The 15,984-nt window shown below is 44.1% G+C and carries 16 protein-coding genes; 1 reads left to right on the top strand and 15 read right to left on the bottom strand.

Annotated features, from left to right (window positions below; translation table 11 throughout):
- Positions 1 to 41: 41 nt before the first annotated feature.
- The 8 genes from crtD to BGP76_RS16170 all read right to left on the bottom strand — a co-directional run bounded on the left by crtD (position 42) and on the right by BGP76_RS16170 (position 7,974).
- Complete coding sequence (gene crtD, locus BGP76_RS16205) at positions 42 to 1,526, bottom strand: 1-hydroxycarotenoid 3,4-desaturase CrtD (RefSeq protein ID WP_158584306.1); 1,485 nt, start codon at positions 1,524 to 1,526, stop codon at positions 42 to 44.
- A gap of 99 nt (positions 1,527 to 1,625) precedes the next feature.
- Positions 1,626 to 1,928 (bottom strand): antibiotic biosynthesis monooxygenase, encoded by a 303-nt coding sequence (locus tag BGP76_RS16200; RefSeq protein WP_119845441.1) that lies wholly within the window; start codon positions 1,926 to 1,928, stop codon positions 1,626 to 1,628.
- Positions 1,929 to 1,937: 9 nt separating this feature from the next.
- Entirely contained in the window at positions 1,938 to 2,345 is a 408-nt protein-coding gene (locus tag BGP76_RS16195) for a GNAT family N-acetyltransferase (protein WP_073120935.1), read from the bottom strand.
- A 72-nt stretch (positions 2,346 to 2,417) separates the two neighbouring features.
- Positions 2,418 to 3,473: a sugar phosphate isomerase/epimerase gene (locus BGP76_RS16190; RefSeq protein ID WP_073120937.1), complete on the bottom strand. Its 1,056-nt coding sequence runs from the start codon at positions 3,471 to 3,473 to the stop codon at positions 2,418 to 2,420.
- 27 nt (positions 3,474 to 3,500) lie between these two features.
- Complete coding sequence (locus tag BGP76_RS16185) at positions 3,501 to 4,670, bottom strand: Gfo/Idh/MocA family protein (RefSeq protein ID WP_119845440.1); 1,170 nt, start codon at positions 4,668 to 4,670, stop codon at positions 3,501 to 3,503.
- Between the two features lie 214 nt (positions 4,671 to 4,884).
- Positions 4,885 to 5,817 (bottom strand): alpha/beta fold hydrolase, encoded by a 933-nt coding sequence (locus BGP76_RS16180; RefSeq protein WP_158584305.1) that lies wholly within the window; start codon positions 5,815 to 5,817, stop codon positions 4,885 to 4,887.
- Positions 5,818 to 6,025: 208 nt separating this feature from the next.
- On the bottom strand, positions 6,026 to 6,712 hold the full coding sequence (locus BGP76_RS16175; RefSeq protein WP_119845438.1) for a response regulator transcription factor: 687 nt from the start codon (positions 6,710 to 6,712) through the stop codon (positions 6,026 to 6,028).
- Complete coding sequence (locus BGP76_RS16170; RefSeq protein ID WP_073120945.1) at positions 6,709 to 7,974, bottom strand: sensor histidine kinase KdpD; 1,266 nt, start codon at positions 7,972 to 7,974, stop codon at positions 6,709 to 6,711. Before BGP76_RS16170 ends, BGP76_RS16175 begins: the two co-directional genes overlap by 4 nt.
- 179 nt (positions 7,975 to 8,153) lie before the next feature.
- Between BGP76_RS16170 and BGP76_RS16165 the strand changes: the two genes are divergently transcribed.
- Positions 8,154 to 8,519, top strand: coding sequence for a DUF1573 domain-containing protein (locus BGP76_RS16165; protein ID WP_073120947.1), 366 nt, complete (start codon positions 8,154 to 8,156; stop codon positions 8,517 to 8,519).
- Positions 8,520 to 8,565: 46 nt separating this feature from the next.
- On the opposite strand, the gene BGP76_RS16160 is transcribed toward BGP76_RS16165, so the two are convergent.
- The 7 genes from BGP76_RS16160 to BGP76_RS16130 form a co-directional block, all read right to left on the bottom strand.
- Positions 8,566 to 9,066, bottom strand: a complete 501-nt coding sequence (locus tag BGP76_RS16160; RefSeq protein ID WP_073120949.1) for a DUF3124 domain-containing protein — start codon at positions 9,064 to 9,066, stop codon at positions 8,566 to 8,568.
- A gap of 21 nt (positions 9,067 to 9,087) precedes the next feature.
- Positions 9,088 to 11,289, bottom strand: a complete 2,202-nt coding sequence (locus BGP76_RS16155; RefSeq protein ID WP_158584304.1) for a tetratricopeptide repeat protein — start codon at positions 11,287 to 11,289, stop codon at positions 9,088 to 9,090.
- 67 nt (positions 11,290 to 11,356) lie between these two features.
- Positions 11,357 to 12,055 (bottom strand): hypothetical protein, encoded by a 699-nt coding sequence (locus tag BGP76_RS16150; RefSeq protein WP_119845436.1) that lies wholly within the window; start codon positions 12,053 to 12,055, stop codon positions 11,357 to 11,359.
- Between the two features lie 68 nt (positions 12,056 to 12,123).
- The gene (gene map, locus BGP76_RS16145) at positions 12,124 to 12,909 is read right to left on the bottom strand and encodes a type I methionyl aminopeptidase (RefSeq protein ID WP_119845435.1); all 786 of its coding nucleotides are present in this window, start codon (positions 12,907 to 12,909) and stop codon (positions 12,124 to 12,126) included.
- Positions 12,910 to 13,034: 125 nt separating this feature from the next.
- Positions 13,035 to 13,643, bottom strand: coding sequence for an Ezrin/radixin/moesin family protein (locus BGP76_RS16140; protein ID WP_252737291.1), 609 nt, complete (start codon positions 13,641 to 13,643; stop codon positions 13,035 to 13,037).
- 97 nt (positions 13,644 to 13,740) lie between these two features.
- Complete coding sequence (fumC, locus tag BGP76_RS16135; RefSeq protein WP_119845433.1) at positions 13,741 to 15,144, bottom strand: class II fumarate hydratase; 1,404 nt, start codon at positions 15,142 to 15,144, stop codon at positions 13,741 to 13,743.
- 216 nt (positions 15,145 to 15,360) lie between these two features.
- Positions 15,361 to 15,894, bottom strand: a complete 534-nt coding sequence (locus tag BGP76_RS16130; protein WP_119845432.1) for an RNA methyltransferase — start codon at positions 15,892 to 15,894, stop codon at positions 15,361 to 15,363.
- Positions 15,895 to 15,984: the final 90 nt, after the last annotated feature.

Here is a 15,984-nt window from a genome sequence, read left to right as displayed (position 1 = left end):
AGAATTCTGTAAGCCTCAGAATCGACAGTCTCAAAACAATCTCAGCGCTGCTTCAGCACTTGACCCATGATCTTCGCTGAGTTCAGACACATGGGTATCCCAGCGCCAGGGTGCGCACTTCCTCCCACAAAATAGAGGTTTTTGACCTTCCTCGAGAAATTGGCATGACGAAGAAATGCCGCGAACATGCTATTGGAACTATTGCCATATACCGAGCCAAATGCACTAAACAAATCAGCCTCTATAGAGACAGGATCGATATGGTCTTCATACTTGATATGCGTTTCGATAGGCATACCCAGCATACGACTGAGTTTAGCTATCGCCGTAGTTCGTGCTTCTGCTACCATAGCTTTCCAGTCCTGTCCTTGGTTGTTGGGAGCTGTGATAAGTACGAACCAGTTTTCCTTTCCAACTGGTGCGTCACTCGGAACTACCTTGGAAGAGATGTAGAGATACAAAGAAGGGTCTTTGCTAATTTTATGATCCGAATAGATACTTCTAAATTCCTCTTTTTGATCCTCGGTAAAAAGCAAATTGTGCACATTGAGATCATCAAAGCACCTGTTCATCCCCCAAAAGAATGCAATCACCGAACTGGACTTAGGCTGAGACAACACATGCTTAGGTCCAGCGACCTTCGGCAACAAATATTTATAGGTCAGATAAACATCCATGTTACTCACCACAGTATCGTAGCGTATCGAGCGTCCTTGAACGATGACACCATTAGCCTTTCGGTTTTCTACTAGGATTTCGTCGACCTTTTGATTGAAATGAAAAGTCACGCCAATCTCTACCGCGAGTCGGTGTAGCGCCTCCACTATAGAATATACCCCTCGGTCTGGCATATACATACCTAACCCGACCTCTAGGTGCTGAATCACGTTGAGAGTCGCGGGCGCAACGAACGGATTAGCCCCTACATAGGTCGCATAGTTGTTGAACATCTTGACCAACTTGGGGTCTTTGAAGTGGTTGCGATTGGCACGGTCCATGGTCTTGAATGCTTCGATCTTAGAGAAACGAATCAATCCCAGCACGACGTTGTGATGCAAGATATCTTTGACACGATGAATAGATCGCTCGATAAACACTGGTCGGGTAATCGTATATTTTCGTTTGATGTTTTTGAGATACTTACGAAAGCGACGAGGCGTATCAATTGTTTTATTAGCTATCTCTTGGGAAAACCTATCAGTATCTGCATACGCCTGAATCACCGTGCCATCTTCATAAAAGTACTTGAACGGCTTCTCTAACAAAGTATAATCGAAGTAATCACGAGGATTTTTGCTATGGAGAGCAAACAGCTCGTCAATCAAATGCGGCAGTGTCACTATCGAAGGGCCCATATCAAAGCGATAGCCCTGTGCAAACTGCTGCCTCATCTTGCCTCCTGGTGAGGCATTGGCTTCATAGACATCCACATGAAACCCTCTGGCCACTAACCGAATCGCCGAAGCAAGCCCTGCTATCCCTGCACCGATCACCACACTCCGCTGTGTTTCTTCTGCTTTTTTCACTGAGGACAAATTTGCACCCAGAGCCGATTAGTTCCAAGTAAACTGGCAGATAGTGCTGTAGGCTTTTATCCTTGGGGAGTCACCTGTATTAAGGAAAGTTTATTCCGCAAAAACCTCATAGTGCGTTACCGTGTCGGGGAAGTCTATCAAGTATTTTTTATCCTCGGGGTAGTATTTTGCTTTCTCAGGATCCTCTCCTGCAAAATTCTTAATCACATCCAAATTTTCCCAATAAGTCACCAGCCTAAAATAAGCGTGGGTATCATCTATTCGCCTCAGGAATGTCAATTTGATAAATCCATCTGTCTGTTTATAATCTGGTATGGCGCGAGCCTTCATAAACGCTGAGTACGCCTCCAAGTCTTCTACCTTCGTTTTCCCCTTCCAAATTCGTGCTATCATAATGTCACTTTAATGTTCGTCTCCGGCATAAATCCACATAGATTCTGTTTTTCCAGCCTTTTCAAATCCCATCTTTTGGTAAAAATCAATGGCTCTACCGTCAGCAGTAAGCATCTGCATATGAAAGCCCTTGTAGGTTTCGAGCATTCGACCTACGATCATCTGCCCAATCCCTTGGCCTTGATAGTCGGGATGCACGAGTAAATGCGGATAATATACTACCATAAAACCATCAGATATGGCATTACCCAAACCTATCAATCGCTCCTCCTCCCATGCGCTCACGACGCGATGCGAATGCGCAAGTGCCTGACACAGCTGTTCTGGCTTAGTGGCAGCACTCCATCCGTTGGCATTATAAAGTGCAATAATTTGTTCCTGAGGTAATTTTTTGGTCTCCCTGATCGTGATGTCCATACCTAATCTATTCTCCTACAAAACAGGAAAAGCACGAGATCGTGCTTTTCCTGTCCTAAGCATTAATTCAAATCAATCCAGTCCTAAAATATTTCTCAATTCCTTTTCATCTGTGTCTTTCCCAGCAAAATCATCAAAAGTCTTTTCAGTCACTTCGATGATGTGATCGGCGATGAAAGGTGCGCCTTCTGCTGCCCCTTGCTCTGGTGACTTGATGCAGCACTCCCACTCTAGCACTGCCCATCCGTCATACCCATACTGACTTAACTTGCTAAAAATGCTTCTGAAATCTACCTGTCCATCCCCCAGCGATCTGAAACGCCCCGGTCTGTCTACCCAATCTTGATAGCCGCCATACACGCCTGATTTACCATTCGGATTAAACTCCGCATCCTTGACATGAAACATACGAATGTACTCATGGTAGAAATCGATATACTGTAAGTAATCCAGCTGCTGCAGAACAAAGTGACTCGGATCATATAAAATTTTCGCGCTGCTGTGGTTGCCCGTAGCAGCTAGGAATCGCTCGAAAGTCACCCCATCATGTAAGTCTTCGCCTGGATGAATCTCATAGCAAACCTCCACACCACAGTCTTTGGCATGGTCAAGGATCGGCAGCCACCTGTCTGCCAGCTCTTTGAATCCTGCCTCCACTAATCCCGAAGGACGCTGTGGCCAAGGGTACACAGTATGAAAGAGCAATGAACCCGAAAAAGTACCCATCACATCTATCCCTAGATTTTGACTAGCCGATGCTGCTGACTTCATTTGGTCGATCGCCCATGCCGTACGTGCTTTTGGGTTGCCATGTACTTCTTTGGGAGCAAACCCATCGAACATGCTATCATAAGCTGGGTTCACCGCTACCAACTGTCCCTGGAGATGTGTCGATATCTCCGATATATCCAAGCCATATTTGGCCGCTGTACCTTTCAGTTCATCGCAGTAGTCCTTGCTCTCTCCGGCTTTTTTGATGTCTATCAGTCGGGTGTCCCATGCGGGAATCTGCACCGCCTTGTATCCTAAGCTCGCTGCCCACTGGCACATATTATCTAGTGTATTGTATGGCGCTTCGTCTCCAGCAAACTGCGCTAAAAATATCGCTGGTCCTTTTATAGTTTTCATCGTTATCTCGTCTTCAGTTATCAATTATTATTTCAGTACTACGTCTGTCCAGGCATTGCCCGCCTCGGTAGAGGCTACCATCGCATCGATCAATGCCATACCTCGTACACCGTCTTCTATCCCAGGGTAATCATGGATCGTGAGATCAGCCTTTTGTCCCGCAGCATGTGCTCGCATCGACAGGGCGAAATTTTTATAAATATTCGCAAATGCTTCCAAATAACCTTCGGGGTGACCTGCAGGAATTCTACAAGCCGCCAAGGCCATTTCGCTCAAGTAGTCATTGTCTCCACCAGCTCTCAAGATTTGTTTGGGCTGTCCCAGCATCGTCACGGCTAGTGAATTATTGTCTACTTGCTTCCATTCTAGTCCACCTTTCTCTCCATAGACACGAACCTTCACACCGTTTTCCTCTCCTGTAGATATCTGAGAAGCTGATAATAATCCATGAACTCCTCCGTCGAACTCTAGCAATACGTCAGCATCGTCATCCAGCAAACGCCCGTCTACGACCGTTTTCAATCGAGACAACACCTTAGTTATTTTCAATCCACTCACGTACTCAGCCATGTTGGCCGCATGAGTACCGATGTCTCCAAAACAACCACTCTTGCCACTGCGCTTCGGGTCGGTTCGCCACGCTGCTTGTTTTGCACCTGTGTCTTCCAGTTTTTCAGACAACCAACCCTGAGGATATTCTACATTGATTTTTTTGATCTTCCCTAGTGTACCGTCTTTGACCATAGATTTGGCCTGCTTGACCATGGGGTAACCTGTATAAGTGTGTGTCAGGGCAAAGGGCAGTCCTGTACGTCCAATAATCTCCTGCATCTGTAGTGCCTGATCAAAATCAAAACACATAGGTTTATCCAATATCACCGGAAATCCCGCTTCTAAAGCCAACTTGGTCGGTTCGAAATGCACATGATTTGGAGTCACGATGGAGACAAAATCCATTCTTTCTCCTTCTGGCATAGTTGCTTCTTTTTCGATCATCTCTGCGTAGGTCGCATAGCACCTATTCTCGGGAAGGAATAGCGCCTGACCAGAAGCCTTGGACACCTCTGGTTTGCTGCTAAAAGCTCCACAGACTAACTCAATCTGTCCGTCCAAATTAGCGGCCAATCGGTGTACCTCGCCAATGAATGATCCTTGGCCGCCACCGATCATTCCCATGCGTAATTTTCTGCCTTTCATAAAAAATTGTAATTGTATATTAGATAATAGCTGACTCTGAAATCAGCTCATTTTTTTCAATCCCTAAGGTAATCAACCTCCCTTCAGTGACAAAGGGGATATATGCTCAAATCCACGGGATATTTTGTTCACATGTAGAAAATTCAGGAACCAAAATCCCATCATGGAGTCTAATCAAGCTCTAATGATCACAAAAATAAGTTGAACAGCCTCTCTAATCCTCTCCTGCTTCTGTGCTCACAGGATGCTTTTCTATAAAATCGAGTATTCGCTGATTGATCAACTCTGGTTGATCAACGGAGAGAAAGTGTCCGGCATCTTTCACGGTCTCCGTTTCTACCTGAGGCAAAATTTTCTTTGCCTCCTTGATCGTTTTGGAGCTATTCATTGCATCATCATCTCCGATGAGCAATAAGACGGGCAGGTCTAGAGTCTCCAATTTTTCATCAGAGAATGGTCTCATTTTGACTATCAGTATATCCTCCTCTGAGTTTTTCGTCCCTAGGAGATATTGATTCTTGTAGGCCTCTGCGATCAAGTCAGCATTAACAGACATACCGGACATCATTTCGTTAAGGTCTTCTTTGCTCGGTGAGATCGCGTAGCTGAGATTAGATACCATCTCTAATCCTGGTTTGATCCACGCAAACGCTTGTACGGGACTGAGTAATATGAGTCTATCGACACGATCACGCTGCACCAACGCATAGTTGATGGCGAGCCATCCTCCCTTAGAAGCCCCCACTAGCGTGAATCTCTCCAATTTCAATCCATCCACTACCTGAGTGTACCAGTCCGTCACCTGCTCCATACTACCTACTTCACCTGTTACTTTGGACTTCCCTGGTTCGAGCAGGTAGTCTATTGCATAGATTCTATATTTTTTAGACAATGCCTCGGCATTAGGGTACCACATCGTCGAGCTGGCGTTCATGCCATGCAGAAGCACCAATGGCTCAGCATCCTTTGGTCCACTAACCACCACATGCGCCTCGCCGTAGCTCGTCGGGACGTAGACCTGATGATAGACCGTTTGCCATAGACCCAAGGTCTTGTCGTAAGCTTTGTAGTACGCTTCATTTTCTGGTGAAACCTCCTCTTCATAGACCCCAAACTCTTCTACCAGCTTCTCTTTTCTATCCTCCATACTTGTGCTTTCTTGTTTATTGTCTGTGCTACAACTCCCGCAAGCCAATCCCAACATTAACCAAACCATGTATCTCATAAATCCCTCATTAAATAGTCAGATGAAAGTTACGCTCAAAACGAACGTATCTTTCATGAAGTTCGGGATATTTCCAGAGTGGGGTTACAAGACAATCCATCTTATCATGCCTATTCTGGAAATTCTCCATTCAGGACTTCTTGATACGAAGCTTGAACCCCACCCCGTGGATGTTCTCAATGTCTACATGCTCTTCTTCGGAGAGATATTTTCTCAGTTTGGATATGAACACATCGAGACTGCGCCCTTTGAAATAATCATTGTCTCCCCATAGCGCAATGAGTAGTTCGTCACGCTTTACTACGGTGTTGACTCGCTGATGGAGATAGTGCAAAATTTCCGCTTCGCGCCGCGTGAGCTTCTTCATCTTTTTACCTAAGGATAATTGGAAAGATTCGGGATCGAAATGATAGCTACCGATCTCTACCTGTTGCTGATAGTCATGTATCACCTGACTTCTTTTCATGAATACCTCCACACGGTAGAGTAATTCCTTGATAGAAAAAGGCTTGGTGATATAATCATCCGCACCGATTTCAAAGCCCGCCAACTTATCCTCTTGTAGTGACTTTGCCGTCAAGAAAATAATCGGGACACTTGGGTTCACTGTCCTGACCTTACGTGCCAAAGTCAATCCATCCATCTTCGGTAGCATGATATCGAAAAGACAAAGCTCATAGGCACCTCTCTCATAAGCTAGCCACCCAGCATCTCCATCAATACAGAGATCTACCTGATACCCTTGGATAGTCAGGTTATCCTTGATCACAAAACCTAGATTTTGATCATCTTCTACGAGCAGTATTCTCTTGTTCATGGCTTGTCTATGGGTAATGTTACCGTCATCTGTGTCCCTTCTCCTAGCTGGCTCGTTACTTCTATCTTCCCTCCATGTGCCACGACAACCATTTTGACATAATACAGTCCTAGTCCGAAACCTTTGACATCATGTCTATTGCCAGTCGGTACACGATAAAACTGATGAAAAATCGTTTTCAAGTGTTTCCCATCTATCCCCTTTCCCTTATCAGCGACTACTATGACCAGATGGTTTATCGAGGCTTTTAATGACACTGCTACCTCTCGCTGATTGTCACTGTATTTGATGGCATTGTCGATAAGATTGCTCGCCACATTGCCAAGATGCATCTTGTCACCATAGATAAGTGGCAGGTCATCTGCTACGCTCATCTCTAGTCGTGCCGACTCATAAGAGATACGGTAACTGCGCAGCTGCTCTCCAACCAAAGCCTCCATATCCAAAAATTCTTTCTTCAGGACAATCTGATCTTTGGATGCATTGGACATTTGTAGTACTCGGTCCACTTGGCTTTGCAAACGATAAGCTTCTCGCTCGACGATCTCAGCATAGGTGCTGAGTCGCTCGGGCTGTGTCACGATCTGTGGAGTCTTCAAAACCTCCGCAGCGATGGCCATAGTGGAGATGGGTGTACGAAACTCGTGAGTCATGTTGTTGATAAAATCCTTTTGTACCTCGGACAATCGTCTTTGTCGAAAAATAATAAAAAGGCTAAGCGCAAAAAATATCACTACGACCAGTACGAGGAGCGAGGAGAAAATCCAAATCCCCATCTGACTGACTAATCCTGTGACCTTATGCGGGAAATACACGCCAAAATAGTACTGATCCTTGTTGAGCTGAGGGAATGTCTCAATCCCCGTGGAAGTTTCTACAGATTCCCCTAAATCAATATACTGGCCATATACCATATCACGGTTGCGACAGTCAAAGATGCCATATTCAAATCCTTCGTGAATCGCACGTGTCCCAAACTCTCGCTTCAGCAGTGACTCTAGTGTCTTTGGTTCTATCTTATTGTTGACGTAGACAATGAAGTAATTAGAAGAGACCTGTTCGATCGCATCGGTGCGTGGAACTTCTTGATTGATCTCGCAAAGGCTCTCTGTGATATTGAGCAGTGCACTTTTGACATTGTGATCGAACTGCTGGTTACGCACATCAAAGGCCTTCTTCATCCAAAAGAACTGCACCGCCAGTGTCCCCACTATAGACACGGCTGCCATCACTACCAAGACCTGAAATGCTCGTCTATTCATTTAACTAAGTAAGGAAACGCCTGCTTCATGGATTAAAAATCAATCTTTATCTCCTAAATCTAACCAGATCACAAAGTTTTAACATCCCGTTAACAATGAATAGGATTTCATTAACAGTCCTTTCTATCCTTAAAACACACCTTTGATCAAACAAATTTATAATCATAAACTATACAATTATGAAAAATGTAATGCTTGGCCTAGGGCTAATCGTGGCACTCAGTGCCTTTCACATGATAAAAGAAACTGCTTTTGTCTGGACAAAAACAATGCATGACTATGGGCAGATCAAACAAGGAACACCAGTATCTGCATCCTTTGAATTTTTGAATGAAGGAGACGAGCCTCTCATGATTCTCTCTGCCAAAGCTTCGTGTGGATGCACAGTAGCTGACTATACCAAAGGTGAGATTCAACCTGGCAAAAAAGGCACAGTTCGCACTACTTATAATGCAGCTAAAGTCGGTAGCTTCCAAAAGAGCGTCACGATACAACCTAGCGTAGGTGACCCGATTAAGCTCAAAATCAAAGGTGAGGTGATATAATAACTACTACGATTGTCTTTTGGTCTGACACTAGAGCAAAAGACAATTAATCTCTTCTGATCCCTCTGGTCGTGAAAGATATCCCCTGCTGACCAGAAGAACGAATCATGACAGCCTCTATGAATGGCTCTTTGCCTGCCTCCGCAGACCAATCAAATATAAAATTGCCTCCAGTCCCACCATAGTCATCTTCCTCGTCGATGATGATCTCCAGAGTCTCCAGCGGCAGGATGTAAATATCCTGTGAGATGTAGTCTGTCAGCATGTGCCCCTCTGTGTCATAGCTACGTATCCCATGCATATATAGCGTGTCTTCATCATAGATATTTCTCATACTCACAGTGACGGTCAGTCCATGTTTGGTCTCTTCATCGTAGCTATTGATCTGGCTATATATGGACAGGTATGTGCTACCCGACGACAATGAGTCGAGGCTAGCTTCAACAGTGCGCTGTTTCCAGTCCATGTTGACCTGAGGAAGGCGTGACTCGTCCTTTTTACATCCAAAAAGCACTGCTAGTAGTAAAAACGGAATGAAAATTTTCATAGGGCTAAATGCTTAGGTAGGCTACAATTTAACTTTTAGCTGAGAGAACATCTGTCTATACTGCTGGTTATTTGGTGCCATTTCGATCAATTGCTGACAACTACGCAGTGCGGCCTCATAATCCTCCGCGCCCATTTGTGACAACAGTTTCACATAGAGCATGTCCTCCGATGGCATAAAATACAATTCACTCTCCTGCGCGACTATTACAGCCTCTGCAAAATTCTGCTGCTGATAGAGCAGCGTTGCATAGTTGTAAAATGCACGCGGGATTGGAGGTTGCTTTTGTGTAGCAAGAGAGAGATGTTTCATTGCCTTAGAAAGGTCACCTTGCTCATTGTACAGCAGACCGAGCATGTAGTAAGAGTAACTATAATCTGGCTCTTGTCTGATGACATCCAGATATAGCGCAATGGCTTCTTCAGTCTCTCCTTGGTTGTACAAGATCAGTGCAAGGTTCATTTTGGCTTGGTTGTAATGGTCATCGATATCCAGTGCTCTTCGGTAGGCCGTGATGGCCGCTGGGGTATTCCCGATCCCTTCATAGTAGATACCTAAGGCATGCTGCCCTGACGCAAAATCAGCTTGCATCTGCATAGAAGCTAGGTTTTCCTTCATAGCTTCTTTATAAGCAGGATTATTGGCCGCCTGAGGATCCAAACGTGCCATATACTGTGCTGCTGTGATTCTAACCAAGCGAACCGAATCCCTAATCAATGGTTGGATCAACTGATGAGCTGGGACATCTGGCCGGTTGCTCAATGCCCGTACTGTCTCACCTCGTATCAACGCAGCGCTATCTCTGAGAAAACGTGTGATCTGCTGTAGTTCCTGAGCGGAAGCACTCTGCCCATAATAGTTGACCGCTGTGGCACGCGCCACCACAGGGTATTTAGAGTTCATAATCAACTGAAGCAAATCATCATTGTTGCCATGATACCCCGCTAACAGTAAATCTGAAAAGTGATCAGGACGCTCCGTACCGTATTCTTTCACGATTATATCACTGGCCCATTTGGCAGACTTGTCAGCATGACAACTATTGCACGCGTTTGGTGTCCCGTATTTCACTGTCTGATCGGGTCTCGGGACTCTAAAACTATGGTCTCGCCTAAAGTCATTGCCCATATAGGTCTTTCCCGTCATGTGACAATTGATGCACTGACTCGCTTCAGTGTTTATTTTATGTTTGTGATGTGTAGGTGAGTCATACTTCGGCTCATGACACTGCAGACACAATGAGTTCCCCTGCTTTTTTAATTTAAGGGAATGCACATCGTGACAGTCTCTACACGACACATTGTTGTGATACATTTTGCTCTGGATAAACGACCCATAGACATAATCTTCGTCTTGAATCTGTCCATCTAGTTCATAGACATTCTCAGTCAACAGAGCGGGTTGGTAGTGATCCAAATATGACCCTTCGTAATCAAAATACGGGGTGATCTGTCCACGCCTGGAATGACATCTTGCACATTTATCTACCAACTCTTTGCTCCCCATATCGGCAGACATGTAAAATTTCGGTTTAGGACCATCTTGACTCTCTTTATAATAGTTGACATGCGTGCTCCCTGGCCCATGGCAACTCTCACAGGCAACATTGATCTCACTGAATGTTGTATGGTAGCTATCCTCCTTTGCGTTGTAGTTTTTGTGCACATTGGTGCTATGGCAATCTGCACACATCGTGTTCCAGCGGGCAGCTCCTCGTGTCCAATGCAACCATTCGGCAGTATCTATTTTGAAACGTGACTGTACGTCGAACCATTTATTTTCTTGGTCGTCCCATGCGGCTTGTAGCGTTTGATAAGACCCATTCGGGAAAGGGATTAAATACTGCTGGAGTGGGGTGACGCCAAAAGTATATTCGACTTTAAAATCTTTATACTCACCATCGCCATCCTGCGTATTGACATAGTAGTCATTGGATTTCTGAAAGAAGTAATAGTCTACTCCGTTCGAAGAATACTTAATGTTGTTAAAGTCACCTTTAACCGTAGACGAATCTGCAATTTTCATCGCATCATCGTGATGGGAACCTTGCCATGCATGGTATGCTTCTTCGTGACAAGCCTTACATGCATCTGCTCCCACAAACTCCGCCTTCTGCACTGGTGTTACCGATGTAGGGGCAGAGGGCTGATACCCTTCCTGTTTTTTACCACATCCAACCAATAGCAAAACAATACCCGAGACCAAGTAAATCACATTCTTCATAAGCCTTGCAATTTGAACCATTTTCATCAAAAAAGGGAGCAATTGCTCCCTTGATATCTTCCTAATATTATAGATCCTGGACTCGCTCTTTATGTCCACAATGTGAGCATTGGTAATGTTTACTTTTGATCATGGTCTCTTCACTAATCTCTTCTTTGATCAGTTTGAGTGTACGGAAATGGCACTTGTCACACACACGATTGGTCGTTCCTTTGTAAGTCTCAATGATGGTCTCTCCTGATATATCATCTAACCAAACGTCAAAATCATAAGCCAATTGCTCTTCCTGAATCATCATCTCTTCTGACAAATAATCATCCTCTTCTTCCTCATTGAGCAGACGCATTGATCGCCCTGACTTTGGACTTTTTCGTTCTCTAAAGCGAATATCTGCCAATCGAGCTTCTAGTATAAATGGGTAATACTGGCTCAGATAGACATGAAACGCATACGCAAGCGTAATTCCTATCCCAACGGGCAAACCAGACTTCAAGGAGAAGACAAACAAATGACTAAAGTCCCTCTCGTTGAGCATAAACACATTCAAAACCAATGCTGCGGCAATAGACAAACCAATGGCGGAAATAAACATTACTTTCGTCTCATTGTTGAGCACAAAACTATACTTACCCGATCGATTGCCCATAATCGAGACGATAAGCATATAAACAATGTAGTTGGCACATGCCATGAGAACCAGTACCAAAGCAATCAGATGCGCAATGCTAGCCCAGGTCTCTAAGTAATTGGTAGGATCTTGATTCATACAGGAGAATTTAGATTTTCAATAAATATAAAAGTAACTAAAAAAGGATAAACCAATTTTAAGATAGATTAGATCACACTGGTCTTTTTCAACGCCTCTTCGATATAGCTAAATGTTGACAGGACTTCAGGTTTTCCATCGACTACCGCTACATCATGTTCGAAATGCGCAGAAGGCTTATTGTCTCCTGTAATAATCGTCCAGCCATCAGACAGTTGGCGAACTTCTTTTGTTCCGAGATTAATCATCGGCTCTATGGCGATCACTAACCCTTCTTTGATCACCGGTCCGCGCCCACGCTTCCCGAAGTTCGGCACCTCTGGACCTTCATGCATTTTCTTTCCTAACCCATGTCCCACCAGCTCTCTGACCACACCATAGCCATGTTTCTCTGCATGTTGCTGGATAGCAAAACTCACATCTCCGATTCTGTTCCCTTTTTTGACTTGAGCAATACCTAGATCGAGACATTCCTTGGTGACTTTGAGCAGCTCCCGGACTTCTGGTGCTACCTCGCCCACCTCAAAAGTATAAGCATGATCACCATAGAAGCCATTTTTTAATGCGCCACAGTCGATACTAATAATATCGCCCTCTTGAAGAGGTGTTTTGTTTGGTATGCCATGTACGACCTGCTGATTGAGCGACATGCAAAGTGTATTGGGGAAATCGTAAAGCCCTAGAAAGCCAGGTATAGCACCATGGTCTCTAATGCATGTCTCCGCTATGGCGTCTAGTTCTAATGGTGTCACGCCAGGTTTGACCTCAGCAGCCAATGCACCCAATGTCTTGGATACGATCTGCGCACTCTCACGCATTAACTCAATCTCTTCTCTTGTCTTATAATGAATCATAGGAGCTCAATTTTTCTGATTCGCAAAAATATACAAAAAGCGATAGCTACATATAAAAAAACCCTGATCTAGAACGGCTGTGTCGATTCTAGATCAGGGAAATAATTTATAAGATATAGGGGTAATTAAATCACTCCTTCTAATACTTGCTTGATAGGCACTCTATTGCCGTCTTTGTAAGCTACGATCCAAGCGTCTTTAACACCCATCTCTCTCAAATACTTTTTGAAGGTATCAGCCTCCCAGTAATCCTTGAAAGTACCAATAGTGTACCTCATCGTTCCATCTTCACCATCAATTTCGAAAGAAGGGTTGTTTTGAGAGAACTCAGACAAATCCTTTTTCTTGAAAGCTCCGATTTGAACCTTGAAGAAAACGCCGTTTTTAGGAACAGAAGAACGAGAAGCAACTTGACCTTCATCGCTTGACTTAGAAGCATTTTTCTTAGCTTCTGAAAGTTCCTTTCTCAAGGAAGATACCTGATCTTGGTAATCTGCAATTTGATCATCTTTTTCGCTGATTCTGTCATCGACTCCAGCTACTTCTTTTTTCAAACTACTCAATTGGCCTTTTAGCGATTTATTTTCTTCCAAAAGGGCTTTGTATTGCTCTGGAGACAAGGCTTTGATTCTTTTTTTCCATTCCTTGCTTTCCTGCTTAGACATCTGAGCAGAAGCATCCACAGACATACCTAGTGCAAATATTACAGCGAAAATTGCTATTATACTCTTCATAATTTTATGATTTAATCCTATTTATAGTGACTAATGTACAAAAATATTGATCTAATTAAAGTATTAATTATACTTTTTTGAGCTATCTCATAAAAGATCAAGCCTTTAAACTACCAACCATGTCGGCAGGAATGACCCATTCGTCGAACTGCTCATTGGTCAATAACTCTAATTCTAGTGCTGCTTCACGAAGTGTTTTTCCTTCTTTGTGTGCCTTTTTTGCAATTTTTGCAGCATTCTCATAACCAATATGTGGGTTGAGAGCAGTTACTAGCATTAGCGATTTTTCTAATTTCTCTTCAATTACTGGGTGATTAGGCTCTATACCTACAGCACAATTGTCGTTAAATGACTCGCATGCATCGCCAATCAATCGCGCTGAGTTTAACAGGTTATAGATCATCATCGGTTTAAAAACATTGAGCTCGAAGTGCCCAGTCATACCACCAGTCGATACTGCCACATCGTTACCGATTACTTGTGCACATACCATTGTAAGTGCTTCGCATTGCGTAGGGTTAACTTTCCCTGGCATGATGGACGAACCTGGCTCATTCTCAGGGATCATGAGTTCCCCGATACCACTTCTTGGTCCAGACGAAAGCATACGTATGTCATTACCAATTTTCATCAAGCTAACTGCTAGTTGCTTCAGTGCGCCACTTGACTCTACGATCGCATCATGTGCCGCCAGTGCTTCGAATTTGTTCGCAGCAGTCACTAGTGGTAACCCAGAATGTTTAGCAATCTTCTCTGCCACCAACTCTGCATACCCTTCTGGGGTATTCAAGCCAGTACCTACAGCTGTACCACCTAGTGCCAATTCGGATAGATGCGCCAGCGTGTTTTTTAAAGCTTTCAATCCAAAATCCAGCTGTGCTACATATCCAGAAAATTCATGTCCTAAAGTCAATGGAGTGGCATCCATGAAGTGAGTACGACCGATTTTTACTACATCTTTAAACGCTTTCGCTTTGGCATCCAGTGTATTTCTTAACTTCTCTACCTTTGGGATGGTCGTCTCGACGATCATCTTGTAACCTGCGATATGCATCGCGGTAGGGAAGGTGTCATTAGAGGACTGTGATTTATTCACGTCATCGTTAGGATGGATGAACTTCTTGTCATCCGAAAGGTTACCACCATTAATGACATGAGCACGGTTGGCGATCACCTCATTAGAGTTCATATTAGACTGTGTTCCAGAGCCCGTTTGCCATACTACGAGTGGGAACTGATCGTCCAAGTCTCCAGCTAGAATCTCGTCACACACCTTACCGATCAAATCTGATTTTTCTTGATCCAATACACCAAGCGCCGTGTTGGCCTCTGCGGCAGATTTTTTCAAAATAGCAAAAGCATGGATGATCTCCATAGGCATCTGCATGCTAGCGCCTCCTATTTTAAAATTCATCTTTGATCTTTGGGTTTGGGCTCCCCAGTATTTGTCAGCAGGGACTTTCACTTCCCCCATGGTGTCATGTTCTATGCGGTATTCCATTTGCTTTGGATTTTATTTTTGATTCGAGTCAAAATTACTAACAGAACATGGAGAAACCGATTAAAAACGTGTGCAAAAAAGCACTAATCATTAACAAAATTCACTGCCAACAGTGAACTTTCGGGTCGATTCCGAATCAGAATAGGACATCCTCCATAGGTCCCGCCTATCCTGAATCTGTGAAACGTGTCTGTTTTCAACTTGTACCCCAACAGCCTATTTTAAAGAACTCTTGAGGACATAATCCCAGAGAACTACTCCTATAGTGACGGAGATATTGAGAGAATGTTTGGTACCATACTGAGGGATCTCTAAACAACCATCACATGCAGAGACGACCTCTTGCTCTACACCAAAAACCTCGTTTCCAAACACATAGCAAACTTTCTCATCAGTCTCAGGCGAAAAATCCTGAAGCATCGTCGCACCCTCGGCCTGCTCTACGGCATAGACTTTCCAGCCTTCGGACTGTAGTCTCTCGACCAGTGTTTTGGTATCCTTGACGTACTCCCAGTCTACCGAGTCAGTTGCGCCGATAGCCGTCTTATTGATGTCACGATGTGGAGGAGTCCCAGTAATCCCACAGAGATAGAGCTTCTTGACATTGAAGGCATCCGAACTGCGAAATGCAGAGCCGACATTGTTGAGACTCCTGACATTGTCCAGTATGACGATTACTTCATTTTTCTTTTGCTCCTTAAACTCTTCAACACTTGGACGGTTGAGTTCCTCATTCTTCAATTTGCGCATCGCTCTTCTTTTTTGCTACCGCAAAGAAAACGATCCTAAATCATTTACATGGGTTTAACGAGATATTTGCACAGACAAGAGTTTGGGCAT

This window comes from Reichenbachiella sp. MSK19-1 (genome assembly GCF_003590315.1).
In the GTDB taxonomy this organism is placed as follows: Bacteria; Bacteroidota; Bacteroidia; order Cytophagales; family Cyclobacteriaceae; genus Reichenbachiella; species Reichenbachiella agariperforans.
The sequence above is the reverse complement of the archived record's forward strand: the minus strand, read 5'-3'. Positions and strand labels throughout refer to the sequence as shown.

What these genes read in the sequence shown, in the direction of transcription:
- BGP76_RS16200 (WP_119845441.1), bottom strand. Translation starts at nt 1,928, where the DNA reads ATGATAGCACGAATTTGGAAGGGGAAAACGAAGGTAGAAGACTTGGAG.
- BGP76_RS16195 (WP_073120935.1), bottom strand. Translation starts at nt 2,345, where the DNA reads ATGGACATCACGATCAGGGAGACCAAAAAATTACCTCAGGAACAAATT.
- BGP76_RS16190 (WP_073120937.1), bottom strand. Translation starts at nt 3,473, where the DNA reads ATGAAAACTATAAAAGGACCAGCGATATTTTTAGCGCAGTTTGCTGGA.
- BGP76_RS16185 (WP_119845440.1), bottom strand. Translation starts at nt 4,670, where the DNA reads ATGAAAGGCAGAAAATTACGCATGGGAATGATCGGTGGCGGCCAAGGA.
- BGP76_RS16180 (WP_158584305.1), bottom strand. Translation starts at nt 5,817, where the DNA reads ATGGAGGATAGAAAAGAGAAGCTGGTAGAAGAGTTTGGGGTCTATGAA.
- BGP76_RS16175 (WP_119845438.1), bottom strand. Translation starts at nt 6,712, where the DNA reads ATGAACAAGAGAATACTGCTCGTAGAAGATGATCAAAATCTAGGTTTT.
- BGP76_RS16170 (WP_073120945.1), bottom strand. Translation starts at nt 7,974, where the DNA reads ATGAATAGACGAGCATTTCAGGTCTTGGTAGTGATGGCAGCCGTGTCT.
- BGP76_RS16165 (WP_073120947.1), top strand. Translation starts at nt 8,154, where the DNA reads ATGAAAAATGTAATGCTTGGCCTAGGGCTAATCGTGGCACTCAGTGCC.
- BGP76_RS16160 (WP_073120949.1), bottom strand. Translation starts at nt 9,066, where the DNA reads ATGAAAATTTTCATTCCGTTTTTACTACTAGCAGTGCTTTTTGGATGT.
- BGP76_RS16155 (WP_158584304.1), bottom strand. Translation starts at nt 11,289, where the DNA reads ATGAAGAATGTGATTTACTTGGTCTCGGGTATTGTTTTGCTATTGGTT.
- BGP76_RS16150 (WP_119845436.1), bottom strand. Translation starts at nt 12,055, where the DNA reads ATGAATCAAGATCCTACCAATTACTTAGAGACCTGGGCTAGCATTGCG.
- map (WP_119845435.1), bottom strand. Translation starts at nt 12,909, where the DNA reads ATGATTCATTATAAGACAAGAGAAGAGATTGAGTTAATGCGTGAGAGT.
- BGP76_RS16140 (WP_252737291.1), bottom strand. Translation starts at nt 13,643, where the DNA reads ATGAAGAGTATAATAGCAATTTTCGCTGTAATATTTGCACTAGGTATG.
- fumC (WP_119845433.1), bottom strand. Translation starts at nt 15,144, where the DNA reads ATGGAATACCGCATAGAACATGACACCATGGGGGAAGTGAAAGTCCCT.
- BGP76_RS16130 (WP_119845432.1), bottom strand. Translation starts at nt 15,894, where the DNA reads ATGCGCAAATTGAAGAATGAGGAACTCAACCGTCCAAGTGTTGAAGAG.